At 59.2% G+C, this 25948-nt stretch carries 16 protein-coding genes, 1 tRNA gene, 2 rRNA genes and 2 pseudogenes; 4 read left to right on the top strand and 17 right to left on the bottom strand.

Features of this window, described 5'->3' with window-relative positions:
* Position 1 precedes the first annotated feature (1 nt).
* The 4 genes from SIN08_RS19755 to SIN08_RS19740 form a co-directional block, all read right to left on the bottom strand.
* Positions 2-817: an NAD(P)-dependent oxidoreductase gene (locus SIN08_RS19755; RefSeq protein WP_322453330.1), complete on the bottom strand. Its 816-nt coding sequence runs from the start codon at positions 815-817 to the stop codon at positions 2-4.
* A gap of 3 nt (positions 818-820) precedes the next feature.
* A complete protein-coding gene (locus tag SIN08_RS19750; RefSeq protein WP_322453329.1) occupies positions 821-1192 on the bottom strand; it encodes a MarR family winged helix-turn-helix transcriptional regulator in 372 nt (123 codons plus the stop codon).
* Positions 1193-1435: 243 nt separating this feature from the next.
* Positions 1436-2500 (bottom strand): PQQ-dependent sugar dehydrogenase, encoded by a 1065-nt coding sequence (locus SIN08_RS19745; protein ID WP_322453328.1) that lies wholly within the window; start codon positions 2498-2500, stop codon positions 1436-1438.
* 503 nt (positions 2501-3003) lie between these two features.
* Entirely contained in the window at positions 3004-3327 is a 324-nt protein-coding gene (locus SIN08_RS19740) for a DUF1344 domain-containing protein (RefSeq protein WP_322453327.1), read from the bottom strand.
* An 804-nt stretch (positions 3328-4131) separates the two neighbouring features.
* Here SIN08_RS19740 and SIN08_RS19735 point away from each other — a divergent pair.
* Positions 4132-4851 carry a response regulator gene (locus SIN08_RS19735; protein ID WP_322453326.1) on the top strand — a complete coding sequence of 240 codons (720 nt, stop codon included), beginning with the start codon at positions 4132-4134 and terminating at the stop codon, positions 4849-4851.
* Entirely contained in the window at positions 4848-6356 is a 1509-nt protein-coding gene (locus SIN08_RS19730; RefSeq protein WP_322453325.1) for an ATP-binding protein, read from the top strand. The genes SIN08_RS19735 and SIN08_RS19730 overlap by 4 nt, the downstream gene beginning before the upstream one ends.
* Positions 6357-6656: 300 nt before the next feature.
* Here SIN08_RS19730 and SIN08_RS19725 read toward each other — a convergent pair.
* From SIN08_RS19725 to SIN08_RS19700, 6 genes and pseudogenes are all read right to left on the bottom strand, one after another.
* A pseudogene (locus SIN08_RS19725) lies at positions 6657-7115 on the bottom strand (efflux RND transporter permease subunit); the annotation flags it as partial.
* 300 nt (positions 7116-7415) lie between these two features.
* Complete coding sequence (locus tag SIN08_RS19720; RefSeq protein WP_322453324.1) at positions 7416-7850, bottom strand: DoxX family protein; 435 nt, start codon at positions 7848-7850, stop codon at positions 7416-7418.
* A 73-nt stretch (positions 7851-7923) separates the two neighbouring features.
* Positions 7924-10044, bottom strand: coding sequence for a xanthine dehydrogenase family protein molybdopterin-binding subunit (locus SIN08_RS19715; RefSeq protein WP_322453323.1), 2121 nt, complete (start codon positions 10042-10044; stop codon positions 7924-7926).
* Positions 10044-11060, bottom strand: coding sequence for a xanthine dehydrogenase family protein subunit M (locus SIN08_RS19710; RefSeq protein WP_322453322.1), 1017 nt, complete (start codon positions 11058-11060; stop codon positions 10044-10046). The genes SIN08_RS19715 and SIN08_RS19710 overlap by 1 nt, the downstream gene beginning before the upstream one ends.
* A 2-nt stretch (positions 11061-11062) precedes the next feature.
* Complete coding sequence (locus tag SIN08_RS19705; RefSeq protein ID WP_322453321.1) at positions 11063-11683, bottom strand: (2Fe-2S)-binding protein; 621 nt, start codon at positions 11681-11683, stop codon at positions 11063-11065.
* 684 nt (positions 11684-12367) lie between these two features.
* Entirely contained in the window at positions 12368-13684 is a 1317-nt protein-coding gene (locus tag SIN08_RS19700) for an ATP-binding protein (RefSeq protein WP_416208105.1), read from the bottom strand.
* 280 nt (positions 13685-13964) lie between these two features.
* Between SIN08_RS19700 and SIN08_RS19695 the strand changes: the two genes are divergently transcribed.
* The gene (locus SIN08_RS19695) at positions 13965-14825 is read left to right on the top strand and encodes a MipA/OmpV family protein (protein ID WP_322453320.1); all 861 of its coding nucleotides are present in this window, start codon (positions 13965-13967) and stop codon (positions 14823-14825) included.
* Positions 14826-15155: 330 nt separating this feature from the next.
* Here SIN08_RS19695 and SIN08_RS19690 read toward each other — a convergent pair whose 3' ends face one another.
* The 4 genes from SIN08_RS19690 to SIN08_RS19675 form a co-directional block, all read right to left on the bottom strand.
* The gene (locus SIN08_RS19690) at positions 15156-15788 is read right to left on the bottom strand and encodes an isoprenylcysteine carboxylmethyltransferase family protein (protein WP_322453319.1); all 633 of its coding nucleotides are present in this window, start codon (positions 15786-15788) and stop codon (positions 15156-15158) included.
* 208 nt (positions 15789-15996) lie between these two features.
* Entirely contained in the window at positions 15997-16719 is a 723-nt protein-coding gene (locus SIN08_RS19685; RefSeq protein ID WP_322453318.1) for a response regulator transcription factor, read from the bottom strand.
* Positions 16720-17055: 336 nt separating this feature from the next.
* Positions 17056-20118, bottom strand: a complete 3063-nt coding sequence (locus tag SIN08_RS19680; protein WP_322453317.1) for an efflux RND transporter permease subunit — start codon at positions 20116-20118, stop codon at positions 17056-17058.
* Positions 20115-21365 (bottom strand): efflux RND transporter periplasmic adaptor subunit, encoded by a 1251-nt coding sequence (locus tag SIN08_RS19675; protein ID WP_322453316.1) that lies wholly within the window; start codon positions 21363-21365, stop codon positions 20115-20117. Before SIN08_RS19675 ends, SIN08_RS19680 begins: the two co-directional genes overlap by 4 nt.
* A gap of 367 nt (positions 21366-21732) precedes the next feature.
* Between SIN08_RS19675 and SIN08_RS19670 the strand changes: the two are divergent.
* Positions 21733-22436, top strand: a pseudogene (locus tag SIN08_RS19670) (integrase core domain-containing protein); the annotation flags it as partial.
* A gap of 44 nt (positions 22437-22480) precedes the next feature.
* On the opposite strand, the gene SIN08_RS19665 reads toward SIN08_RS19670, so the two are convergent.
* The 3 genes from SIN08_RS19665 to SIN08_RS19655 all read right to left on the bottom strand — a co-directional run bounded on the left by SIN08_RS19665 (position 22481) and on the right by SIN08_RS19655 (position 25843).
* Positions 22481-22557: transfer RNA gene (locus SIN08_RS19665), tRNA-Met, on the bottom strand.
* A gap of 90 nt (positions 22558-22647) precedes the next feature.
* Positions 22648-22762: ribosomal RNA gene (gene rrf, locus SIN08_RS19660) — 5S ribosomal RNA — on the bottom strand.
* 168 nt (positions 22763-22930) lie between these two features.
* Positions 22931-25843, bottom strand: a 23S ribosomal RNA gene (locus SIN08_RS19655).
* Positions 25844-25948 lie beyond the last annotated feature (105 nt).

Raw genomic sequence — 25948 nt, 5'->3', positions numbered from 1 at the left:
GTTACATCAGCTTCTCTTGAACTGCCTGGTAAACGGTTCTTACGCGGGGCTGAAAGCCAAGGCTGCGTGCGAGCGAACAATCGACATGGAGATGCCACGGGTTCTCTAGCGGCTCGGATGATGGTTCTAGCGCTTCGCCCACCAAATCCGCCAGTTCGTGGATCGACGTGGGCGCCTCATCGGAAATGTTAACGATGCGGCCATCCATCGCGCCGCCTAAGGCAAGTTTCATTGCTGTGGCGATATCGCGGTGGTGTATCGCGCTCATCCTTTTGGCGGGATGCCACTTGCCCGCGATCGCATATTTAGGCAGCTCCTCCAGATGTCCGTCCCCGTCGCCATAGACGAAGGGAAACCGTAGGACCGCCCAGTTCAGTCCGCTTTCCCGCAATCCCTTCTCAGCGGCGACTTTGCTGGCCGGATAAGCATGCTTCGGATCGACCACATCCCCCTCGCGCCCAGGGTGCGGGCTGTCAATGTCATACACGTTGCTGGTGCTCGCGAGGATGAAACGCGCCTCCGGCGCATGGGCTTTCGCCGCAATGATGAGGTTGCGCGTTCCCTCCAAGTTGCTCTTCCAGATAAGATCGGTGTCCTGGGTGCGAAAAACTGCAGCGAGATGAATGATGTCCGAGACGCCCTCGACGGCGCGCGCGAGCGTCGTTGGATCAAAGAGATCGCCCTCTACGGGCGTTACCCCGGCAGGAACCTCTTTACCGCCGCGCACGAGGGCGCGGCAATCCACACCCGCTTCAATCAGACGGGGGAGAAGCCGGGCTCCTACCAACCCGGTCACACCGGTTATCAATAATGCCATGTGTCAGATCCTATCTGTGAGTTTTTCAAGCCGCTCGGTAGCGGTCTGGAGAACCTGGATCGTCGCGGCGATGGCGGCATCATCAATGCCGTCGAAGGCGACGTCGTGAATGACAGCGAGATCGGGCAGCTCATTCCAGAGCTTCGTACCCGCCGCTGTCATCCGGAGTAGCTTTTGCCTCTGATCAACACGGTCGGACACCTGCTCAACGAATCCCTTGCGGACCAGCACGCTGACGATCGCGCTCAAAGTCGCGCGCTCAACCTGGAGCGTCTGCACCAGATCCCGCTGCATAGTCGGCCCGTCGTGAGCCAGATGGTACAGCACGTACCATTGGGTCGCGCCAAGGTCATATGGACGGAGCATCCCTTCCATCGCGGCACGACCGGCTAGGTAGCACCGCTTCGCCCAGGCGCCGACAGACGTATGCTGAGTATTGTTCAGTTTGTTAGCCACCTGACAATAATGTTAGGTGCCATACAAACTGTCAAGTCCATTGTGAAGTGCCGCACAATTCGAGAGGAGCAAGTCTTCGATCTGGCTTTGCGGATGACGCAACGCCTTCGCGTCACCCTTGGTCGATTTTGCAGACCGAGTGGAGACATCCGTCAGCCTGCATCAGGGCGCGGACGCAGGCGTAAGCGGGACCGAGAGGATCCGGTTGTCTCCCCCGCCGCGCGTGTTCGTCAGAAACCACAGCTTGCCGTCGCTGCCCTCGAAGACATCACGAATACGGCCGTACTCGCCCGCATAGTACGCCGTTGCTTGGGGATTGCCCGCGGGGTCGATTGTCACCGTCCACACCCGCTGGCCCGTCAATCCGGCGATAAAAAACGTGCCGTCGATGTAAGCAAGCCCGCTAGGCCCCATTTCCCGGGTACGCCACTGCATGACCGGATCTATGTAGTCGGGGTTCCCGCCCTGGCCCTCGACGATCGGCCAGCCGTAGTTTCCGCCCGGCTCGATGCGATTGAGCTCATCCCATGCATCATCCCCGAATTCGGTCGCCCATAGCTGCCCGGTATCGTCCCACGCCAGCCCCTGGGGGTTGCGGTGTCCAAACGAGTAGACAAGAGAGTCGGGGAATGGGTTGTCGCTCGGGATGCCGCCCTCCGGGGTCATGCGCAGGATCTTGCCGCCAAGTGAATTTAAGTCCTGCGGAAGGTCAAGATTTCGTGTTTCGCCGACCGTGGCATAGAGCATTCCATCCGGGCCAAACGCGATCCGCCCACCGTTGTGACTGCGCCCTCCGGGCAAGCCATCAAGAACGATCTGCACATCACCGAGCATTCCATTGCTGTACGGCATCCGCACGATCCGATTGCCCGCGGCGGTGCCATGATAGGCGTAAACCCAGACATCGGTGCCCTGTTCAAGCGCGGCGAGGCCAAGCATCCCTCCATCACCCCGGGCCACGAAGTCCCGGACAGAGCCGACCGAACGCAGCGCCCCACCCGGACGAAAAGCGAGGATTTCCGCGGTGCCACGCTGGCTGACGAGTACCTCCTGACCCACAGTCACAGCGGACCAAGGTATAGTGAGCCCTGAGACAACATCGACGGGGGTACCCTCAGGCATCACACCCATCATCGAAGAGTCGGTTGAGTTTGCGGCTTGAGCATAAGCGCCGGACGAAACCGCAAACAGTGTTGCGTTGAGCGTGATGAACGCAAGAGCAACCATCGCCGCTCCAATGCCCACGCCTGTTTGGCACTCCTCATACCGTAGGGGGCCAGCACCGACGCAATTGTCGAAATCCCGGCTCTTCATAGTCAACTCTCCCACTTCGACGCGAAGTGGTCGCACTTACTACGGCGTTGTCTTACAAGTGTGTCGTACTGGTATAAGATTGTCGCAGCGTGGCAGCAGACCAATCCGCTTCGTCACAAAGCGCCAACTAGGGCTCAACCGCGCCTTCGTGCGGCTCGGTGCGCGCTTACAGGCATCCGACGTGCACTTCTTGATTGGGGAATGCATCACCCCCCGCCACCCATTTTTGACGCATTTTTCCGCGGGAGAAGACCGCACTTCTCTGTAAAGTCTCTGACAGAGGTGACGCGGATCCATCAGATCATCGGCGGCACCGGTGTGGTCGACCCATCCCGACGGGATGGGTCGCTCCTCATCGTGGGAATGCGGCTCTTCTGTCCGATGGCTCCCACAGTTTGTGTGCGCCTCCGAAGAAGCTACCCGAGGATGTCGCCGCTGGACCTTCCAGCGTGCCCGATCTCGGTAGCATCGAGCAGCCAGATGCTCTCGTCGCTGTTACGGCCGTCGATGCTCGAGGGGTTCTGGGCATTCCAGCTGACGTGAACCCGCTGGCCCGGTTTGAAACCCGACAGATCAATACTGGCGGGCAGCCGGTAGGCGTCCCCGTTCCGGAGCCAAACTGTGTTCGTCTTGTCGTTCATATTCGCGATGACGCCGGTGCTGGTAAATGAGCTGGCGGAGGCGACCGAGGCAGCGGTAATAACGGAAGCGGCGAAAGCCGCGGCAAGAATTGTACGCATCTGAATCTCCTATCCTTTGACGCGTTCGGGGCATTTCCGTTCACACTGAGCTTAGGGTGCCGAGCTCCCATCGAGGGTATCTCCGGGATCTCGTGGTGGAGTTTCCTCCCCATGTACTTTGGCGGATCTCGCCGAAGCACATCTGCGGCTCAGCAAGAACTGAGCATCTCGACAGCTTGATCGAAGCGGCCTAGACGGAGCCACGCTAGGCGGGAGCTGTCGCAGAACTTTGCCTCGATGACCGGCAGTTCATCGCAAGTTGTCACAGGGACAACGAGGCGCTTCGTTTCGTTACACTTCTCACGGTTTTTTTGAAGCCGATGCGTGAGATGCCTTGAAGGCAATAGCGCATCCGCCGACTGGTGTGACCTTGGTGAGTGAGCCGCCTCGATCTCTCGGCTACCACGGTGTCGCACAATCTCCCTACATGCAGGATCCATCGGGCCCGTCGTTGACGCGCGCCTTCTGCAACCCCGCGATAGGCCTGGCAGTTTGTGTGCAAAGTCCCGACCGGTGAGGACACTTTGTTACAATTTGGTGCCGGTGCGGCACACTCATACGACAAATCAAATGTATCGATCACGCTCCACCCCCGCTTGTCCAATCAAGTGGTTATGGAGGCGATGGTCAGGCGTGTGACAACGGATTCGTGTAGATCGCGGCACGCGCTTAGAGGCATCCGACGTGCACTTCTTGATTGGGGAATGCAGCCCGCGCGACCCGTTTTTGAGGCATTTTGCTGATGGAGAAGACCCTAACTCCTCTGTAAACTCCTCCGTAAAGTCTCTGAGAGAGGTTGGGGCGATGCAAGACGCCACGCATGTCGTAGTCGTTGATGATCACACCGATATTCGGGATCTCGTTCGACAATATCTGGAGCAGCAAGGTTACAAGGTCAGCGTGGCCGAAGGCGGTTCGAGCCTGAGACGAATCCTCGAACGGCAGACTGTCGACCTGATCATCCTCGATATCATGATGCCTGGTGAGGATGGCATTTCCCTGTGCAGGCGGATTCGCGCCTCCGAAGACATTCCCATCATTTTTCTGACAGCGATGGCCGAGGATACGGATCGGATCGTCGGTCTCGAGCTGGGAGCCGACGATTATCTCGTAAAGCCGTTCAATCCGCGCGAGCTGCTTGCCCGGATCAGAGCGGTGCTTCGGCGAGCAACCGCTCCTGCGGCGTTGCGCGTGATGCATGAGCGGAGGACCGTTCGCATCGGCCATTGGCGGGTCAATCTGGGCCGCCAGGAAATCTGCGGCGAGGACGGAGTCGGCATTCCGCTCAGTACGGCTGAGTTTCGCCTTCTGAAGGTTTTCATCGAGCGGCCGGGCCTGGTACTAAGCAGGGAACAGCTTCTCGATCTGACCGTGGGCAGGACGGCTGATATCTTCGACCGCAGCATCGATAACCAGGTCAGCCGTCTTCGGAAGAAGATCGAAGAGAACCCCAAAAATCCCTCGATCATCAAGACGCATTGGGGTGGTGGCTACAGCCTGTGCGCCGAGGTCGCGTTCGAATGACCCGTTTCTGGCAGCAAAGTCTGGCGACACAGTTCATCGGACTGATGCTCTCGGCGTTGATCATCTCGCAGGCACTCACCTTCCTCATCTCATTGGATGAGTACACCAAGAAATTCGACGCTGCGGTGAAAGCCGAGTTTATCAGCCGAGCGTCATCGGTGACTCGCTTGATGGGATCGCTATCGCCTCAGGTGAGGGAGCAAGCGCTTCGCGCGAGTGAGGGAAGCTATTTGAGATACTGGTTGACCGACAGCGAGCCCATGGATGCGAATGCTTGGAGGTTAGAGGCCCTCGACCAGCTTTCGCGTCCACTGGAAAGTTCCGTCGATCCGAGCGGAACATTCGGATGGGCCGGTTCGCCGCATCCGCAATTGCCGAACGCCGAAGATGTGGCCACCGCAAACGCAGATGACCCATGGGTGACGCCAACGCCCTATTTGTGGATGCTGCCGCAGCCAGCGAAGGTTCTCCGTTTTTCGGGAAGTCTGGGGTATGGGTACAAGACGCAACTCGACGACGGACGTTGGCTGAACGCTACCTTTTATCAGCACGACAAGGGAAGTTTGTGGACCTCTCAGTCCTTGATATCGCTTGGTCTTACGGCGTCGATTCTTGCTTTGATCGGTGTCTTTATAGCGCGGCGCATCGCCCGGCCACTAAGACACCTGGCGATATCCGCTGAAGCTCTCGGGCGAGGGGAAAACTTGCCGCCACTGTCGGAGGACGGGCCAGAAGAGATCAGGCGGACGGCTCAATCCTTCAATACGATGCAAAGTCGTCTGCATCGCTTCGTCGAGGATCGGACCAAGATGCTGGCAGCGATCGGCCATGATCTACGCACGCCGCTTACCTCCCTTAGGCTAAGAGCGGAGTTCGTCAACGACGAAGATATCCAGCGCAAGATGCTGTCGACCATCGACGAGCTCCAGTCGATGACGGAAGCCGCGATTTCGTTCGCGCGGGGAGAGTCGATCAGAGAGGAAACGCGCGCGATAGACCTGGAAGCGCTTGTCGGCAGCATCTGTGACGATCAATCCGATCTCGGGCATCCGGTCACGCATATCGAAGGCGCGAAAATGAAATACCGCTGTCGGCCCGATGGTCTCCGCCGCGCAATTAGGAATCTCGTTGAGAATGCGGTGCGGTATGGCGGAGAGGCGAAGGTGTTCATCCGGCAGACCGCATCGACTGTTGATATCGTGGTGGAAGACCGGGGTCCCGGAATTCCGGACGACATGATAGAGAAGGTCTTCGCGCCCTACGTCCGGCTGGAAACGTCGCGAAACAGGCAGACCGGCGGCATCGGCCTCGGTCTCTCGATAGCGCGAGCGGTCGCCAGGCAGCATGGGGGAGACATTTCGTTCTCCAACGGCGACGCCGGTATGCAAGCCGTCATCTCGCTCCCGAGAGAAGGCAGTGTCGATGCGGCGCCAACGCGGAAAGCGCGCATCTGGAGTTTCGAAAAATCAGTACGCGCTTCGCAAAGCGATCCGTTGCCGGAATAGAACGAACCACCTCCCTCACGATCCACCAGACGACAGTCTTGGCGCAAATCGTGAGGATCTCAGCTTGGCGTCCCGCGCCTGGATATGAAACACCCGGGAATTTCCGCCCGGGCGATCCAAAGACGGGGAGCGGCCCAGAACGTGAACAGGGCTAATCTATCACCGGGGAAGCAAGACACCAGCACCACGCATCATCACCTCCCGGGTGGACGGGGCGCTTACCTCTGTTGTCAGATATGCGCCGTTCATTCGGCAGAAACCGGGGGCGGCTCATTGTGGCGTCGTGGTGCACCGATGCCTTCAATGAGGAAATAGGCCAGCGGTGTGATGAAAAGCTTCAGTATGAAGGCAAAGCTGAGCCCCCCCCGACGATAACGAGTCCGATGGCCATGCGCCTTGTGGCGCGGTAACATAGATGCGGAACTGGCCGCGGTCCTCGTCCGGTGTCAGTTCCTGCGGCAACTCGCGCCAGATCGCGAAGGCGGCGGCGATGGCAAAAGCGGCGAGCGCCAGGATCGGCACCGGCCGGGCGAGGACCAGGCTGAGACTGGCGCGGTAGCCATTCTCAATCCGGTTGATCACCGCCCCAACGACGCGCGTAAGGAGGCCGGGCTTTTCCTCACGAGGCAGCAGCCGAGTAGCGAGCACCGGGGAAAGCGTCAGTGCCACGAGCCCCGAGATAGCCACGGCTAGGGCAATGCCAAATTCACCGAAAAGCTGACCGACCTCGCCCTTCATGAACGAAATAGGCAGCATGGCAGCTAAATTAGCGCAGTAACCTGAGTCCTTCCTGTGCTGGTGACCACCCGCTAGCTTTCATCCCGGAATGCGACGAGGAAATCGAACCCAGGCGGCTAGTCTGGCCAGACGATCGGATCGGCCAACTTCGACATATGCGCCCAAACGATCAGCGACCGACACTCACCTCATGCCGGCGAGCCCGCGTCCGAAAGCTGTCGAGTCCAAGGGTAGCTACGGTCAAGCCACAACCTCGAAGACCAAGTCCGTGCAGGGTTCGAGCAATGCATATTACGGCTACGACGAAACGTCTTTCAAATGTCACATCGCTTTCTCTAGGTGGGTTGAGGTCGCTCTATCCTTGCGTTCTTGGAGGGCATCCAAGCTCCAGACGCCCGGGCCGGCAGCAACGAAGTAGAGGAAAATAAAGCAATAAAGCATGGCTGCTTCGCCGTGGTTGAGCACAGGAAAGAAGCCGTTCGAGGCGTGCGCAATGAAATACGCGAAGGCCATCAAACCCGAGAGCACGAAGGCAACCGGGCGAGTGAAAAGCCCCACTGCCAGCAACAGGCCGCCGAAAGTTTCGAGAATTCCGGCTGTGTATAGCATGGGATTAAGGGGATACTCAAAAGGGCCTGGCCAACCGAAAAGCTTCATCGTGCCATGTGTGAAGAACGACCCCGCCGCAAAAATGCGCAAGATACTCAATAGGTGCGGAGCGAAATCTTTGATGTAGGTCACTTTCCAGGTGGGCATATCTATATCTCCAGGTTAACCGTACCGCCTGTCAGCCGGAATAAAATCGCGATGCTCGGCGGATCTGCGTCCATCAAAGGACGTCTTCGATGCGGATGGGCAGTTTCCGGATGCGCTTGCCGGTTGCATGGTAAATCGCGTTTGCGATTGCAGGCGCCGTGCCGAGCATGACGAGTTCGCCCATACCCTTGACGCCGGCCGAGTTGACTATCGTATCGGGCTTGTCGATCAGGCCGACGTCCACCTCTCCGATGTCGGCGTTCACCGCCATGACATAATCGGCAAGGTCGTCATTGAGGTACCCGGCGAATCGCGGATCAATCTCGGACTGTTCCCGAAGCGCGGTACTGAACCCCCAGACCACGCCGCCATACATCTGCCCTTCCGCGGTCCTGGGGCTGACGACCCGTCCGATGTCGGCAATGCTGACGACGCGCGGCATTCGGATGCGTCCTGTGCGCGGCTCGATGTGTATCTCCACGAACTGCGCAATGTAGCTCATCGAGGTAAAGCCGGGATATTCCGATCCCGCCCCCGCCGCCCAGCTTCCGGCCCGGAAACCCTCGAGTGCGGAGGCGTCCTGCCCAGGGGCGAGCTGCGATGCGGTCACCTCGATATACGGGCGTTTCAGGCGCGCCAACTGCTGGTGCAGGTTGCCCGGCGGCGGGGGCGATCCCGCCAGCAACTCCTCGAAGCGGGCCCGCAGGGCCTCTGCGGCTTTTATCGTCGCCGGCACGATACTTGCCGTACCGCGTTCTCCGACCGTGGCCATCTGCGGACCCACGGACGTATCGCCCATCAGGATCTCGATCCGATCCGGGTTGACGTCAAGCCCTTGAAGGATTGCATTCGCGACGGCGGTGCGAATCCCTTGTCCCATTTCATGGCCCGAGCTGATGATCCGCGTCGTGCCGTCCGCCCGGACCCTGAGCGTGGTCTCCGCGGCGGATCCCGACGCCCCGAAGATGCCGCAAGCGACACCGAGACCGACCAGGGTGCCGTCTTCCAGGATCATCGAGCCGGGCTCGGGGGTGCGGCGGCTCCACTCGAAACGGCGGGCGCCCTCCCTCAGGCAGTCATTCAGGAAGTGCGGCGCGAGCGGTTGCCCGACGATGATGTCGGTCGTGGCCTCATGATCGAGGCGCAGCTGCACCGGATCCACGTCCAGTCTGTACGCCATTTCATCGATCGCGCTTTCCAGGGCGAACCCGGCCGGAAACGGATGCGTCCCCCGCGTATGGCGTGGCATATTGCGGTCGATATGGACGTCGCCAGCCGTCGCGCGGAGATTTTCGATGGCGTAGAGCCGGGCAATGTCCTCATGATAGCCGTTCGACCGGAATCTGCCGCCGGGCCAATTCTCCTGCACGACGTCGTAGTTGAGCGCGGTGAGGCGCCCTTCGCTGTTGGCTGCGAGTTGAATGTTGTGGATGCTGCGTGGCCGGAAGGTGGAGATGTGAAAAATCTGTCCGCGCGGCGTGACCAGCTTGACCGGACGCCGGGTCAACCTGGCGGCTTCGGCGACCAGGGCGGTCTGTAGCTTGGGCGGGGATTTCTGCCCGAAACCACCACCGACATAGTCGGACCTGATCGTAATGGCCTCGGCGGAAATTCCCAGGGCCTCCGCGAGAGCGTCTCTGACCGAGGCGGAATTCTGGCAACCCTCGTAAACCGTCAGCCACCTGCCGGACCACTGCGCGACGGTACCGAACAATTCCATCGCGTTGTGATGCTGGACCGGCGTTTCAAAGGTGCCTTCGACGATCTCAACGGCATTCTGGAATTCGGTGTCGATATCGCCCGTTTCAAAGCCCTCGGAGGGAACGACCGAGGCGTTGGGGCTATCCATCAGCGGGACGAAAGACGTGGTCTCATAAGTTGCAGTGACGGCCTCGGCACCCTCGATCGCGGCCTCGAGCGACTCGGCAACGACCATCGCTATGGGTTGGCCCAAATAGTTTATTTCGGACGAAAGCGTTGGAAAGTCCCCCAACGACAGGACCTGTACCACGCCGCTGGTTTCAATCGCCGGCGTGATATCGATATTGCTTACCGTCCCTTTGGCAATCGTGGCCGGGACGAGCATGGCGTGGAGGATGCCCGGAAAAGTCATATCGGCCCCGAACTGCGTCTGGCCGAGAACCTTGCCCCTGGCATCGGTCCGGGCAATTTCGGAAAAAACTTCTGCAGCCATTATGCTCTCCTTTGCGCGGCGATCATCAGGGCATCGGCGACAACTCTGGCGCCGAGGTCCGTCTTGAAGGCATTCTGCCGGCCGGGACGGGCCTCGGCGAAGGCGGCCTGTCCGGCCTCGAGGGCCAGTTCGGGGGTCAGGGTCGCCCCGGTCACAGCCCGTTCCGCGGCACTGGCCCGCCAGGGCATGGTGGCGACGCCGCCCAGTGCGATGCGGGCGGCGCGGACGCTCTCCCCCTCCATTTCCACGGCGACGGCAGCGGAGGCCAGGGCAAAGGCATAGCTCTCGCGGTCGCGGATCTTGTGGTAGGTGGATGCGCGCCCCGCCGGGGTTTTACGCACGGTGATCGCCGTCACCAATTCGCCCGGATCGAGGTTGAATTCCCTATGCGGTGTGTCCCCTGGCAGCCGATAGAAGTCCGCGATCGGGACGTTGCGCGTCCCCTCGGGCCCGAAAATCTCTATCACGGCGTCCAGCGCGGTAAGTGCCACGGGCCAATCCCCGGGGGCCACCGCAGTACAGGCGTCGCTGGTGCCGAGAACGGCTTGGGTGCGGTCGAGCCCGTCGATAGCTGCACAGCCGGAGCCGGGTTCACGCTTGTTGCAGGGATAGACACCCACCGTGGAGGACGCCCCCGCGCCGTTACGGAAATACATGCAGCGGGTGCGTTGCAGCAGATTGCCGCCCACCGTGGCCATGTTGCGCAATTGCTGCGAGGCGGCCTTGAGCAGGCTTTCGGCAAGGACCGGATACTCATCGCGCACCACCGGCGCACGCGCCACATCCGCCATCAGGGCGCGGCTGCCAAACCGCAGGACGTCGCCCTCCGTCTCGATCGCATCCAGCCCTTCGATACGGCTGACGTCGATCAGATGCACCGGGCGCTCTATCCCCAGCTTCATGAGATCGTAAAGATTGGTGCCGCCGGCGATATAGCGTGCCGCGCCGCCGGCCTCGGCAAATTGCGCGACGGCCGCGTCCGCCGAGTCCGCGATCGTGTAATTCAATCCATGCATGGTCAGCCCTCCATGGTTTCGGCGGCTTGCGCGACGGCGGCAAGAATGCCGACATAGGCGCCGCAACGGCAGATATTCCCGCTCATGAACTCGCGGATGGCATCGGGATCCGTTGCCTCCCCCTGAGTGACACATGCGACAGCAGACATGATCTGCCCGGGGGTGCAGTACCCGCATTGAAGCGCGTCGTGATCGATGAAGGCCTGTTGCACAGGGTGCAGTTCATCACCCTGCGCAAGTCCTTCAATCGTGGTGACCTGCCGCCCATCGACCTTGGCCGCCATGGTGAGACAGGATGAGACGGGGCGACCATCCAGATGCACGGTGCAGGCCCCGCATTGGCCGTGGTCGCAGCCCTTTTTTGTTCCGGTCAGCGCCAGCCTTTCGCGAAGAAGATCCAGCAGCGAAGCGCGCGCATCCACGTCCATGGCCACCTGTTCACCATTGATCTGGAACGAGATGTGGGTTGTCGGACCGTTTTCGGGGCTCGGAACGGGATGTTGCTCTTGAGCTTCGATCCGAAGAGGAACCAGGCTGGCGGCAGTCACGCCAGCGCCAACGCCGAGTACCGTGCGGCGGCTAACGCCGGATATAATGTCGCTATTGCCGCTGTGTTCTGTCATTACTACCTCTCCTCTTTAGACCTGCGTGCCTTATCCAGGGCAGTGCTTACGCACTGCTTGCGTGTGATAGTCTGTCATGAGAATAGGCCGGAGGCTTCGCAGGGATATGCCGTCGATGGGCCGATTTGTCGCAAAGTATCTCAGCTTGTAATCTGTCTATTACAAAAGCTTTGGCCTGATGCCACGCTCTCCTACATCCCGGCAGGGCGGCATAGGAGGCTGCCTCGGAAAGCTTAAGCACCGCGATGCCCTCGCAGCCCGCTACGACAAGCTCGCTACAGCTTCGTCCAGCCCGCCAGCATCGTGCTATGGTCAAATAGCCAAATTGGCACCGGAGCCTACGTAGTCGCGGCTCGTGCGCCAGCGATACATTCTCGTACAATTTTGCTTACTACCGGCACATTCGTGAGATGAACGTCGTGTAAATCGACTCGGCGTGCATTCCTCAAACTGAGCTAGCAGTCTCGGCATCAATAGGGGCTACCGCCTCGGAACGGTCGAGGTCTCGGCAATGAGCGCACGATCGAACCCTTGAGATCGTTCCTGGCGGTCGCCATCGCTCGTTGGCGCTGCAGAACCTCCCGTGTGGCGAAAGCGTGAATGGAGACCGCAAACACCAATGGCCTGTTGCCGAACGCCAGGATGGCGGCTTTGGTTTGGCTCTGCTGATAAATCCGCCGGTGCCTACTCAATGGTGGGGAACGACAGCCTGACGACAAGGCCGTTTGGTTGCCGGTCAAGGAGTTCCAATCTTCCTCCGTGCGCCTGCATGATTTCGGCAACGATCGAAAGCCCCAATCCAAAGCCGGCATTGGCGCCGCTGCGGGCACTATCGATCTTGAAAAACGGCTTCAGCACGCGCTTCTTGTTCGGGTCCGGAATCCCTGGGCCGTCATCGATGACATCGATGGTCATCGTGCCGGCATTCTCCCGCAGATCGACAACCACCGAGCTGCCGAATTTTGTGGCATTATCGCAAAGATTCGTAACGGCACGCGTGATCGCGAGAGGCTTGCAATTGGCGATCAATCTGTTCGGTCCCCGGTAGGTCAGGTCAAAGCCGACATCGGAAAATTCGCTGCAGATCGTCTGAAGCATGCTGGCAATATCCGTGCGCTCAACGGCTTCCCGACTGTGGTTGTCGCGCAAATAGCCAAGGCTCTCACTCAGCAATCGGTCGAGATGCTCGATGTCGGACAACATTGTGTCTCTCGTCGGTCCCCCGGGCAAACGCTCCGCCTTAAGTCTCAGTCGCGTCAACGGCGTCCGCAGGTCGTGACTGATGCCGCGCAGCATGCGGGTTCGCGATTCCACCATGATCGCAATCCGGTTGCGCATGGCGTTCAATGCTCTGGCGAGGGCAACGATCTCGACGCTGCCGCGCTCTTCGAAAACCTCCCCATGGGTCGAGATATCCGCGTTGGCAGCCGCGCGGGATATTCGCCTGAGAGGCAAGGCGATGGCCCAGACGGCAAACGCAGACAGCAGGAAAATCAGCGTAATCAGCGCGACCAAATAATATGAACCGCGCACAGCGAAATTGTCCCTCAAGAGCGCACCAGCAGAAATCGGAGTGACCAACATCGTTGCGTCATCCACACGCATCGCAACGACACGGTTGTGGTTCAGGAACGTCCTCCAGCCACCCAGCGGGGGAACCGGACTGTCTGGTGGAAACAGCCAGTCGATGACCCGGTCCCAGAAGGGCTCGTTTCTGGATGACGTTGTGAACTGCTCGCTCAGAGACAACGGTTCCAGAGTGAGTTTCCAACCCGACCGCTGGGCGGCGCCAAGGACGACGTCTCTCTCTTCTGGTGTCGCCGTTGCCAAGAGCTCGCTTATTGCCTGGACGCGTTCAGCGACCCGCTCGATATCCAACCCCTCGTATTCTCGGACCCAGCGTTCAAGCACGGGCCCCACAGTGACGACGATCAGCACCGCGAACACGATTATAGCGATGATCTGTCCATGAATGGTCCTTAGACCGAGAGGCGCGCGCAATCTCATCATCCTCCATCAGAGCGCCGGTATCGGCAAGCGATCTCGGACGTGAGGCTTGATAACATGACGAGAACCAACCCGCGTCGAGGCGATTGTTAAGTTTCATTGCGGCAACAATTGCCTGGATCCGACCGCACGTCGGCGCCTCGGATTTTCCAACTGCAACAAAGCTTAACATAACGACATGCTGGAGGCGGCTCTCCCGTGAAACCTAGTGCCGTCAACGTCCCCGCCGTTCAACCGAATTGAGCGGTGACGACACCTCGTTTTTGGAGCCCCCATGTTTTTCACCAAGCACAACAGCAGGCGTGCTTCATCCTTTGCCTTTGGCGCCGCAATGGGTGTCACGGGAATGGTGTCCAGCACAATGGCCGCCGATCTTGCTGCTGCACAACAAGCGCCCGAACCGGCGTTCGATCAGGAGAGGTTCGACCAGCGGTTCAATCAGAAGGAGCCCGAACGGAATTGGAGCCTTATCGTCGGCGGCGGCGGTGAGTACGAGCCTGTATACGAAGGCAGCGGCGACTTCGAGATCAGTCCGATCCCCTTCGTTCTGTTCACCTACGGCGAGTGGCTCGAGATCGATCCTTCGGGAGTCACAATCACACCTCTCCGGCACAACGGCTTTTCGCTTTCCGGAAAGATCGGCTATGAGATGGGCAGAGACGCCGATGATCATGACCGGCTTAGAGGTTTGGGCGACATCGATCTTGCCGCCACGGTCGGCGCAAAAGCGGCATATGAGTGGGGTCCGGTCGAGCTTTACGCCGAAGTCGAGCAAACGATAGACGGCAGCGAAAGCCTTATTGGCACGTTCGGTATCGGGTATTCGCAACCTGTAACCGAAAGGCTCATCCTCGGCGCCAATGCCGAGGCGGTCGTAGCGAATGACAAGCATATGGAAGCCTATTTCGGTGTCAATTCCGACCAGTCTGCAGCCTCCGGCCTGCCGGAACACAAGCCCGAGGCTGGTCTTAAGCGCTTCGACGTCTCAGCGTCCGCAACGTATCTGCTGGACAAGCACTGGCTCCTCCGCGGCAAGGCAGGCCTTGGTATATTGACCGGAGATGCCGCTGATAGCCCGATCGTGGAGGAGAAGGTGCAACCCTCCTTTTCCCTTTTTGTCGGCTATAGATTTTGACGTTCGGGGATCCGCTGGCCTGAAGGCCGATTCAAGCTCCCAAACACATGATTTCAGATAGGAGAGCCGAGGTGTCGATCCTCGGCTCTTTTGTCGTGTGCCCCGGCGTCCACGCTTTCGGCTCCCCCGTGTGGTGGAGACGGCCGTCTGCTTGCCGTATGGCACGTCTCCCAGCTCGACCAGGCGATCCGGAAGCGACTTTCTGGTGCCTTTGCCACGGCGCGGCATTAAAATGCCTGCCGCTCCTCGCTTCCTTTTGTTGCTCCCGCGAATTGCCCCGGAACTCTCGCCAGCCGCAACGAGGGGAAGTTTCCGAGGTGGATCACCGCCTCAGTACAAGGTCACTCGCGGCAGATCGAGAAGTGTTGTCTGCCCCCGCGCGAGGACTCTGACCAGGGGGATCAGCAGGATGAATATAATCCCGTCGAGGACGGTTCGCCTCCAAATGCCTGGATCGACGGCCAGGGCAACCACATCCCGCCACAACGCCGGTCGCGGAAAAAAGCGGGGAACCGAGTGGCGGTACGCGTCGTAGCCAGGACCGTGAACGCGGGATAATCCGGCCTCCTCGCGCAGAACGACCGGCAAAAAAATCATGTATGCGGCAAGGGCCACGAACAGCGCCAGCATAACACTGCCGGTCTGCGCCCCGAGTCCGGCAGCCGCAATAAACGAGAAAAAGTAGAGAGGGTTTCGCATGACCGAGTACGGACCCGCTGTTACGAGAGTGCTCGTCTTCCTGCCGCCAATATACATTATGCACCATGCGCGACCCAGGATTGCGGCAAAGATCAGAACAGCGCCAATGTCTTCAATCCATTGTCGTTGCCAGGATCCTACTTCGAAGTGGGGTTTCGTGAAGAAAAAAGCCGGCATGAAGCAAATGCCGAAAAGCCATATCGCGAACTTTCGGCGCGACTGTACTCGTGCCAGATTATGTTGCGTCTCATGAATATATGACATTGTGCGCTTCTCGAAATAGCCGGCGATTTTTCGACGCCAACAGGCCGGAGGTAGCGCACCCGCCATGGGTAAGACGTGTGATTTTGTTGCGGTGTGTTACTACAGATTAGGTGTTGCGACGACTGTGTGACCCGGCCCATTGTCGGGACGCTGATTCACAGTGGGAATGGCAGGATGGGCCATTGGGCGCGGGGCGGCAGACGACTGCCTACGCTTCCTCGACAATAGCGGTAAACATGTATCCGCCGAGCCTGACCGTTTGAAGCAGCGCTGGTTCCTTGGGGTCGGTCTCGATTTTCTGCCGAAGACGGCTGATATGGACGTCGATGCTGCGCTCGATCGGCCCGGCAAGTCCAGAGTGCGTCATGGAGAGGAGCTCTTCGCGGGTGATAACGCGGCCCGGATTCCGGCAAAAAGCCAGCAAGAGGTCAAATTCCGTCGTCGTCAAAGCGATGCGGGCATTGCTCGGGTCGTGAAGTTGACGACGCATCGGATCGATCTGCCATCCGTCGAAGCGGAGCTTTCGCTGCGCTTTCGTCTTAGTCGGCCCATAGGAGGCCCTTCGCAAGAGGCTACGTACACGCGCGACAACCTCCCGGGGGCTGAATGGTTTCGTTACGTAATCGTCTGCGCCGACTTCCAGTCCGACGATCCTGTCGACCTCCTCGCCAAGCGCCGTCAATAAGATGATCGGAATGGTCTTCTCGGAACGGATTTTCCTGCAGAGGCTCAGCCCGTCCTCGCCCGGCAACATGACATCGAGGATTATGAGATCGAATGAATTGTTGCGCAGAAGCGACTGTATCACACGGCCATCTTCCGCAACGGTCGGGATCATCCCGTTGTCCTGAATGGTCAGGGCAAGCAGATTTGCGATTTCCGGATCGTCTTCAACGATCAGGATCTGCGCATTTGCCGTATTCGATTGCATGAAACTTCTTACCCCAATTCGCATAGAATGCACGCCGGAGAGAGCCAGTATGTTTCGCTTTGTTAAGTTTTGTTGCAGCGTACAGAATGCCACACTTTCCAGGATTTGGGGCCATTTTGCCTTTCGAGGATCAACGCATTCTAGCGCAACTGAATAACGGATTCAGCTTTCGGAGTGCACGTGCGCAGATTCATTAACTTTCAACATCCATATGCAGCGTGCACATACGGCGCCGTAGTGTGAACGGCGGCAGGGGGAAGGCCGGACAGCGTGAACCGCCCGGCCTTCTATTTTCACGCCACCTCCCAGTGGTGGCGCCCTCGGCATTCGGTGCGACTAGATCTCTGCCGACTGGAGGAACGGCTTGAATATCCGGGCGATCCGATCGCCGAAGCCTGAAACGATGAGATGAAGAGAGGGGATCACGATCAGGGAAAGAAGCGTAGAGGCCAGGAGTCCGCCGATGACGGCGATGGCCATGGGGGAACGGAATTCGCCGCCGTCACCCACACCGAGAGCGGAAGGGATCATGCCGCCGGCCATGGCAAGGGTCGTCATGACGATCGGGCGAACTCTTTCGGAACAAGCCTCGATGACCGCCTCGAGCCGCGAAAGCCCGTGCGCCTCCCGCTCGATTGCAAAATCCAGGAGCATGATGGCGTTCTTTGTGACGATGCCCATCAGCATCAGAATGCCGATGACGACCGGCAACGATATGGCGCTGCCGCTCAGCCGCAGGCCCGCGGCAACACCGCCGATCGACAAGGGAAGAGACGCCAGGATCGTCCACGGCGCAAGCACGCTTCCGAACAACAGGATCAGGACCACGAGAACGAGCATGATGCCCGAACCCATTGCCACCGCGAAGCTTTCGAAAACGGTGCTTTCGGTATCGGAGTCTCCGGTTGCCTGAAAGCGAACGCCCTCCGGCAGGTTCCTGACGCTCTCCAGCTGAAGTAGCCGCTCCATGCCCTGCCCCGACGTCAGGCCATCGGCCATGTCCACGCCGATCTCGAACCGGCGCTCGCGATCGAGCCGCTCTATGGCTGACATCGTCTCGTCAAAGCTGCTGTCGACCACTGCGGATAGCGGGACATGCGCTCCATCGTCAGAGGGCACGGTCAGCATTTCAAGCGTCGGCAGATCGTCGCGGGCGTTGCGGTCGATGACCACCCGGATAGGGATTTGCCGTGCGCCATCGGTGAAGCTGGGCAAGCGGCTGTCTGCATCGCCAACAGTAGACACGCGGATCGTCTGAGCAATCGCGGCCGGCGACACGCCGAGCATCGAGGCCTTGTCCGTCTGGACCTGCAGCTTGAGTTCCGGGCGCATGGCGGCATTGTCTATGGCTGGATCGACAAACGCCTGATCGGCTGAAAGCTCCTCCACGATGGCGTTCGCGGCTTCCAGCGCCGCCTCCCCATCGGCACCCAGGACGGCAAAGGAGAGATCACGGCCGCCACGCGCGTTGAGGAACCTCAACTTCACATCGGGCATGGACGAGAGGCTCCTCCCGATCTCGGTTTCAATCGCAAACGATGAGCGATCCCTCTCCCTCTTGTGAGACAAGTCGATGAGGATGACGGCGAAGCGCACATCCTCCAGCCCCGTGATGCTTACACCGGCGCGGGCGAATACGCCTTCCACCTCGCGAATTTGCCCTGCACGCTTCGCGATTTCGTCCGATACCGCCCGCGTCTCATCAAGCGTGGAACCGGGCGGCAGCTCGACCGAGAGGGTCAGGCGCCCGGTATCCTCCTCCGGCAGAAAGGTGGTCGGCAATGACAAAAGGGCAAACATTGCGAGCGTGAAGGAGCCAGCAGCAAGCCCGACGGTCACCCATCGCCAGCGCAGGCTCATCCGCAACAGCCGCTCGTAAGCCAGGATGAAGACCCCCCTTTTCTCCTCGGCAGGCGGGGTCCCGGTCATGAAATAAGCGGCCATGACAGGGGTGATCAGCCGTGCCACCAGCAGGGAAAAGAAGACCGCGATGGCAACCGTCAGGCCGAATTCCCGGAAATAGAGACCCACTTCGCCGCTCATGAAGCCGACAGGCGCGAACACGGCGATGATAGTGGCTGAAATGGCGATGACGGCGAGGCCTATTTCGTCGGAGGCATCGAGTGCCGCCCGCCAGGCGGTTTTGCCCATGTCACGGTGGCGCACCACATTCTCGATTTCGACGATCGCATCGTCGACGAGTATGCCCGTCACCAACGTGATGGCCAGCAGGCTCAGGATATTGAGGGAAAAACCCAGGAGATCGATCGCGAAAAAAGTCGGAATGATCGAAAGTGGCAGTGCCACCGCGGCGACGATCGTTGCCCGCCAATCACGCAGGAACAGGAATACAACAACGACGGCAAGCGCGGCCCCCTCGAACAATGTGTTCATGGCCGAGCTGAAATTGCCGGCCGTGTAGTTGAAATTGTCGTCCACGAGGCTGAAACGCACATCCGTGTCGCGCGCACCCAGCTCCTCCAGCGCCCTGGAGACCTCACCCGCAACGGATACTTCGCTTGCGCCTTGAGAGGGATAGACCGCAAACCCCACGACGTCCGCGCTGTCGAGCGTGGCGAAGGAACGCGCTTCCGCCACAGTATCCTGAACGCTTGCCAAGTCCCCCAGCCGCACGGCGGCCTGCGAGGAAAGCGCAATGCGCTGATCGGCCAGATCCGGAACTGTCTTGGCGGCCGCTACGGTTGTCAGGGCCTGCTCACGGCCGCCGAGAGCGCTTCTCCCACCGGAATTCTCGATCTGAGTCCGTAGCAGGCTTTCGTTGACCGCAGTTGCGGATAGCGAAAGCGCCTGCAACCGGTCGGGATCGAGCTCGATGCGAATTTCCCGATCAGCCCCTCCGACCCGCTCGACCCGCCCCACGCCCGGCAAACCTTGCAGGTTGCGGGTAACCACGTCATCCACGTACCAGGAGAGTTCGACAACCGTCATGCTCGGGCTGCTGACGGCGTAGGTCACGACCGACTGAGCCGCCTCTTCGACCCGCTCGATAACCGGCTCATCGATCGTCGCGGGCAGGTCGGAACGGATTTCTGTCACGGCATCGCGCACATCGACGACCGCCCGGTCCGGTGAAACTACGCCCAATTCGAACTCGACATTGGTCACGGACTTGCCCTGGCCGATGGTCGAGGTGATTTTCTTGATGCCGGTCAGCGGTGCCACCGCATTCTCCACCCGCCGCGTCACCTCAATCTCAAGCTCGGTTGGTGTCGCTCCGGATTGCTCGATCATGACCTTGACGAGCGGGGTAATGATTGGCGGAAAGTAGGTGATCGGCAATCGGGAAAAGCTGTAGAGGCCCACCGCCGTCAAGATCACGAAGAACAGAATGGATGGCAGCGGGTTGCGAATTGCCCAGGCCGAGATATTCGCGCTCATCGACGAACCGTCCCTTCTGAGCCGTCAAATGAGACCGTCTGCGACACCTCCTGCTGCGGATAACCTTCCGCCGACACGACGACAGGCTCGACACGATCCTGATCCTGCAGGAAGCCGCCCGCCTTCAGAACGATCATTTCACCGTCCTCGACACCCTCGACAATCTCGACGAGATCGTCCTGACGCGAGCCGATCCTGACGTTTCGAATTTCCACGACATCATTCTTGACGACATAGACGCTATGGGAATCCCGCGTGCTTCTGACAGCCGTTCCCGGCAGGAGAACATTCGTCCGCGTCGACGTATCGATGACGCCGCGGGCAAACACACCCGGAACGAGACCATCGCTCTCATCGAGTTCGATACGAACCGTCCCGCTCCGCGTCTTCGGGTCGAGTTGCGCCGCATTGAGCCGCAGCGTGCCGGTGACAGGTTGGTCACGGCCAGGGAGGGTGACTTGCGCACGCATACCTTCGCGCAGCTGCACGAAGTTTGTCTCGGTTACTTCCGCGAGGAACTCTATCTTGCCGTCCTTCGCGATGTGAAAGAGAGGATCGCCCGAATCCGAGGTCATGACACCGATGCGGGCGCTTCGCTCCAGAACGAGACCGGACGCAGGGGCGCGCAAAGTACTCCTCTCGACCGTCAGCTCGATCTCCTTCCTTTCCTGCGCGATCAACTGTTCTTCGGCTTTGGCCAGGGCCAGAGATTGTCGCGCAAGGGCGGTTTCCGCGGCGGCGCGGTCATAAGCGTTCTGGTTGTCGTCCAGAACCTGCTCGGAAATGATCTCCTTCGACCGCAGCGCCTGGCTGCGCTCCAGCTTCGCTCTAGCTTCGCGCTCGGCAACAAGCGCAATATCGACCTTACTGGCCTCGACGGCCACGGCAGCTTTGGCGCGAAGAGCACTCACCGCATTTTTGTCGAGAGCGAGAAGCGCATCGGTCTTGTCGAACAGGGCAAGGGGCTGGCCTTGTTCAACTCTTTGGCCGACCTCCACCAGGATGTGCTGGATTTCCCGGCCCGACACCGAGGGATGGACCTGGACCTCCTCACGAGCTGCAAGCGTTCCCACGACCGATATGCGGTCCGTGACGTCGACCTGTTTGGCAAGAATGATGGTGACAGGCATTTGCTGCTGGGCCTGCGCAATTGGCACAAGAGCAGCCAATGCAAGCGAGGCAAGGATCCCGCATCTTTTAGACAGCCGCGGCGGACAAAATGGCTTGAGCCACGCCTTTATGCTCATGAACGACCTCTCCTCTCTTGCCTTCGGGCATGATGAGCCCTCAGGCGAGTTCGGTCGTACGCTAGCGATCAACGAAGATCGCAGTTGTTGTATCACATTAAGATTTATTGCGCTCGAATGGGCTGTACTGCCGTCCAATATGCCCGGCGGGTGTCCTTGAGTGTGAGTTTTCCTCGATGAGGAACTCTTATCCAGTTCATCATAACTTTTGTTCTAGAGATCAGATCCGGCCCCCAAGGCCGTTGCCGCCCCAGAGGACTATTTCGGCTGAATGCGCTGTTCCTCAACGACCTTGCCGCCAAGACGCATCGCGGCCCGCGCGGGCGTGTAGAGAGGACGACAAGTCGGGTGGCGGGCTGTGGTGAGTGAGTTCAAGCTCGGCAACGGCCGCTACTGTTACCCCCTGACGGTGACCGACCAGGCCTCGCGCTACCTGCTCGCCTGCGAAGCACTCGAATCAGTCAAGGAAACTCCCGTCATCGAGGCCCTCGTGCGCCTGTTCCGGGAGCGCGGCGTGCTGCCGAGTGCCATGCGAAGCGACAATGGCTTTCCTTTCGCCTCGCCCAACGGGCTCTACAATCTGTCGAAGCTCTCGGTCTTCTGGCTAAGGCTTGGTATCGATGCCGAATGGCCGACACGAGCGCATGCATCGCACCTTGAAACAGGAAACCGCCCGGCCGCCGGGCATGAACGCCCTGCAACAACAGGACCGCTTCGACCGATTCGTCAGTGAATTCAACGCTCAACGCCCGCACGAAGGCATCGCCATGAGGACGCCGGGCGCACTCTACACGCCGTCTTCAAGAGCCTATAAGGGGCTGCCGGAGGTGGGATTACCCCTTCCACGACGAGGATATCCTGGTCACCGCCTGCGGGCGCATCTGCATGCATCGCAAGAAGATCAATGTCTCGACCGTGCTCGCCGATCAGAAGCTGGGAACAAAGGAGATGGACGATAGCATTTGGCTCGTGAGCTTCATGCGCTACGATCTGGGATATATCGACCTGGAGCAGAGAACATTGCAGACAATCGACACACTGTTCGGAACGAGTGTGTCACCCATGTCTTAGGGACAATCTGTTACCTATGTCTCCGGGTCGTACAAAGCTTGAGTTGGTTGCGGGGGTAGGATTTGAACCTACGACCTTCAGGTTATGAGCCTGACGAGCTACCGGGCTGCTCCACCCCGCGTCATTTTGGTTTTGCCACGCGTTTTGGATTGCGTGTGTTTTTGCGTCTTTTCTGGCGTTTTGAAGAGAAGTTTGTTGATGCGTTTGGCAGACCTGGCGGTGACCTACTCTCCCGCGTCTTGAGACGAAGTACCATCGGCGCTGGGGCGTTTCACGGCCGTGTTCGGAATGGGAACGGGTGCAGCCACCCCGCCATGACCACCAGGTCGGCCAAGCGCATCAAATCGAGAAGCTGGGTTTGCAGCCCCGCCTTACGAAGCGAAGCTTCGCAAGGCCGACTGGCCGTCGCGCATTCTTGCGCGCCCCGTCCGGAGGATAGCGGCGTAAGCCGCGCTCATCCGTGAGGACATGAAAGATGGGCACGAGCAATGAGAATGATCAAGCCGATCGAGCGATTAGTACCGGTAAGCTTCATGCGTTGCCGCACTTCCACACCCGGCCTATCGACGTGGTGGTCTACCACGGCTCTGATAGGGAACACTCGTTTTCAGGTGGGTTTCCCGCTTAGATGCCTTCAGCGGTTATCCCGTCCGCACATAGCTACCCTGCAATGCGGCTGGCGCCACAACAGGTCCACCAGAGGTGCGTCCATCCCGGTCCTCTCGTACTAGGGACAGATCCTGTCAATATTCCAACACCCACGGCAGATAGGGACCGAACTGTCTCACGACGTTCTGAACCCAACTCACGTACCGCTTTAAATGGCGAACAGCCATACCCTTGGGACCTGCTCCAGCCCCAGGATGCGATGAGTCGACATCGAGGTGCCAAACAACCCCGTCGATATGGACTCTTGGGGGTCATCAGCCTGTTATCCCCGGCGTACCTTTTATCCGTTGAGCGATGGCCCTTCCACGCGGGACCACCGGATCACTATGACCGACTTTCGTCTCTGCTCGACTTGTCTGTCTCGCAGTCAGGCAGGCTTATGCCATTGCACTCAGCGAACGATTTCCGACCGTTCTGAGCCCACCATCGCGCGCCTCCGTTACTCTTTGGGAGGCGACCGCCCCAGTCAAACTACCCACCATACACTGTCCCGGACCCGGATGACGGGCCGCGGTTAGACATCCATGTCCGCAAGGGTGGTATTTCAAGGGTGGCTCCACCAAGGCTGGCGCCCTGGCTTCAAAGCCTACCACCTATCCTACACATGCGAACACGAATGCCAGTGTAAAGCTATAGTAAAGGTGCACGGGGTCTTTCCGTCTAACCGCAGGTACCCCGCATCTTCACGGGGAATTCAATTTCACTGAGTCTCTGCTGGAGACAGCGGGGAGGTCGTTACGCCATTCGTGCAGGTCGGAACTTACCCGACAAGGAATTTCGCTACCTTAGGACCGTTATAGTTACGGCCGCCGTTTACCGGGGCTTCGATTCAGGGCTTGCACCCCTCCTCTTAACCTTCCGGCACCGGGCAGGCGTCAGACCCTATACGTCGTCTTGCGACTTCGCAGAGCCCTGTGTTTTTGATAAACAGTCGCCACCCCCTGGTCTGTGCCACCCCCCCGAGGTTGCCCTCGAGAAGGTCACGCTTATCCCGAAGTTACGCGTGCAAATTGCCGAGTTCCTTCAGCAGAGTTCTCTCAAGCGCCTTGGTATGCTCTACCAGTCCACCTGTGTCGGTTTCGGGTACGGTCTATATGGAGGAGCTATTTCCCGGAACCGCTTGGCGGCCCTTCCAATCCGATAAGGAAGGACAACGTCCGCAATCCGTCACTACCTCCAGGCCCACGAATGTTAACGTGGTTCCCATCGACTACGCCTTTCGGCCTCGCCTTAGGGGCCGGCTAACCCTGCTCAGATTAACTTTAAGCAGGAACCCTTGGACTTTCGGCGAGGGGGTCTCTCACCCCCTTTATCGTTACTCATGTCAGCATTCGCACTTCCGATATCTCCAGAAGCCCTCACGGGTCTTCCTTCACGGACCTACGGAACGCTCCGCTACCGCTCAGCAAGCTGAGCCCAGAGCTTCGGTGCATGGCTTTAGCCCCGATACATTTTCGGCGCAAAGACCCTTGATTAGACCAGTGAGCTGTTACGCTTTCTTTAAATGATGGCTGCTTCTAAGCCAACATCCTGGTTGTTTTGGGGTCCTCACATCCTTTCCCACTTAGCCATGACTTGGGGACCTTAGCTGCTGGTCAGGGTTGTTTCCCTCTCCACGACGGACGTTAGCACCCGCCGTGTGTCTGCCGACCAGTACTCCTCGGTATTCGGAGTTTGGTTAGGTTTGGTAATCCGGTGAGGACCCCTAGCCCATCCAGTGCTCTACCCCCGAGGGTATTCGGTCGACGCTCTACCTAAATAGATTTCGCGGAGAACCAGCTATTTCCGAGTTTGATTGGCCTTTCACCCCTAGCCACAAGTCATCCCAATCTATTGCAACAGATACGGGTTCGGCCCTCCAGTACGTGTTACCGTACCTTCAGCCTGCTCATGGCTAGATCACTCGGTTTCGGGTCTAGTGCAACGAACTGAACGCCCATTTCAGACTCGCTTTCGCTACGCCTCCACCTACCGGCTTAAGCTTGCTCGCTGCACTAAGTCGCTGACCCATTATACAAAAGGTACGTGGTCACGCTCACGCGCTCCCACTGTTTGTAGGCGACCGGTTTCAGGTTCTCTTTCACTCCCCTTGTCGGGGTGCTTTTCACCTTTCCCTCACGGTACTGGTTCACTATCGGTCATGCACGAGTACTTAGGCTTGGAGGGTGGTCCCCCCATGTTCGGACAGGATTTCACGTGTCCCGCCCTACTCGAGGACTTGCAGTCGCATTACGCATACGGGGCTGTCACCCGCTCTGGCCCACCTTTCCAGATGGTTCTGCTTGTCTCCTGCAAGCCACTGGCCTGGTCCGCGTTCGCTCGCCACTACTAGCGGAGTCTCGGTTGATGTCCTTTCCTGCGGGTACTTAGATGTTTCAGTTCCCCGCGTTCGCTTCTTATCCCTATCAATTCAGGACAAGATACCTTTACCGACAACTAGAAATCAGTTTCGTTCTCGCTCACGGGCCGCACAGCATTCCTTACGGAATGCTGGCCCTGCGCGGGCGCGGCCAAACGTGGCCGACGCGCGGTCGCGCTTGCGAAGCTTCGCTTCGATGCGAGCTTCACAAAGAGGTCCAACAAAACAGATTTTCTAGTTGTCGAAGGTGGGTTTCCCCATTCGGAGATCCACGGATCAAAGGGTATTCGCACCTCCCCGTGGCTTTTCGCAGCGTATCACGTCCTTCATCGCCTGTGCATGCCAAGGCATCCACCAGTCGCCCTTAAGACACTTGATCATTCTCATTGCCAATGCCCATCCAGGCTTGCGCCCGAACGACACTGACAGAAAAGACCAGCTTCTCGAGATCTGTCCGGTGGCCGCGGTTAGGCTGGCCAATCAT

Origin of the sequence: Chelativorans sp. M5D2P16 (assembly GCF_034427935.1) — a bacterium.
Taxonomy (GTDB): Bacteria; Pseudomonadota; Alphaproteobacteria; order Rhizobiales; family Rhizobiaceae; genus Chelativorans.
The sequence above is the reverse complement of the archived record's forward strand: the minus strand, read 5'-3'. Positions and strand labels throughout refer to the sequence as shown.

Coding starts and splice junctions, on each gene's coding strand:
- SIN08_RS19690 (WP_322453319.1), bottom strand. CDS start 15,788: ATGTCATATATTCATGAGACGCAACATAATCTGGCACGAGTACAGTCG.
- SIN08_RS19680 (WP_322453317.1), bottom strand. CDS start 20,118: ATGAGCGCGAATATCTCGGCCTGGGCAATTCGCAACCCGCTGCCATCC.
- SIN08_RS19730 (WP_322453325.1), top strand. CDS start 4,848: ATGACCCGTTTCTGGCAGCAAAGTCTGGCGACACAGTTCATCGGACTG.
- SIN08_RS19750 (WP_322453329.1), bottom strand. CDS start 1,192: ATGGAAGGGATGCTCCGTCCATATGACCTTGGCGCGACCCAATGGTAC.
- SIN08_RS19675 (WP_322453316.1), bottom strand. CDS start 21,365: ATGAGCATAAAGGCGTGGCTCAAGCCATTTTGTCCGCCGCGGCTGTCT.
- SIN08_RS19740 (WP_322453327.1), bottom strand. CDS start 3,327: ATGCGTACAATTCTTGCCGCGGCTTTCGCCGCTTCCGTTATTACCGCT.
- SIN08_RS19685 (WP_322453318.1), bottom strand. CDS start 16,719: ATGCAATCGAATACGGCAAATGCGCAGATCCTGATCGTTGAAGACGAT.
- SIN08_RS19695 (WP_322453320.1), top strand. CDS start 13,965: ATGTTTTTCACCAAGCACAACAGCAGGCGTGCTTCATCCTTTGCCTTT.
- SIN08_RS19715 (WP_322453323.1), bottom strand. CDS start 10,044: ATGGCTGCAGAAGTTTTTTCCGAAATTGCCCGGACCGATGCCAGGGGC.
- SIN08_RS19705 (WP_322453321.1), bottom strand. CDS start 11,683: ATGACAGAACACAGCGGCAATAGCGACATTATATCCGGCGTTAGCCGC.
- SIN08_RS19755 (WP_322453330.1), bottom strand. CDS start 817: ATGGCATTATTGATAACCGGTGTGACCGGGTTGGTAGGAGCCCGGCTT.
- SIN08_RS19710 (WP_322453322.1), bottom strand. CDS start 11,060: ATGCATGGATTGAATTACACGATCGCGGACTCGGCGGACGCGGCCGTC.
- SIN08_RS19745 (WP_322453328.1), bottom strand. CDS start 2,500: ATGGTTGCTCTTGCGTTCATCACGCTCAACGCAACACTGTTTGCGGTT.
- SIN08_RS19720 (WP_322453324.1), bottom strand. CDS start 7,850: ATGCCCACCTGGAAAGTGACCTACATCAAAGATTTCGCTCCGCACCTA.
- SIN08_RS19735 (WP_322453326.1), top strand. CDS start 4,132: ATGCAAGACGCCACGCATGTCGTAGTCGTTGATGATCACACCGATATT.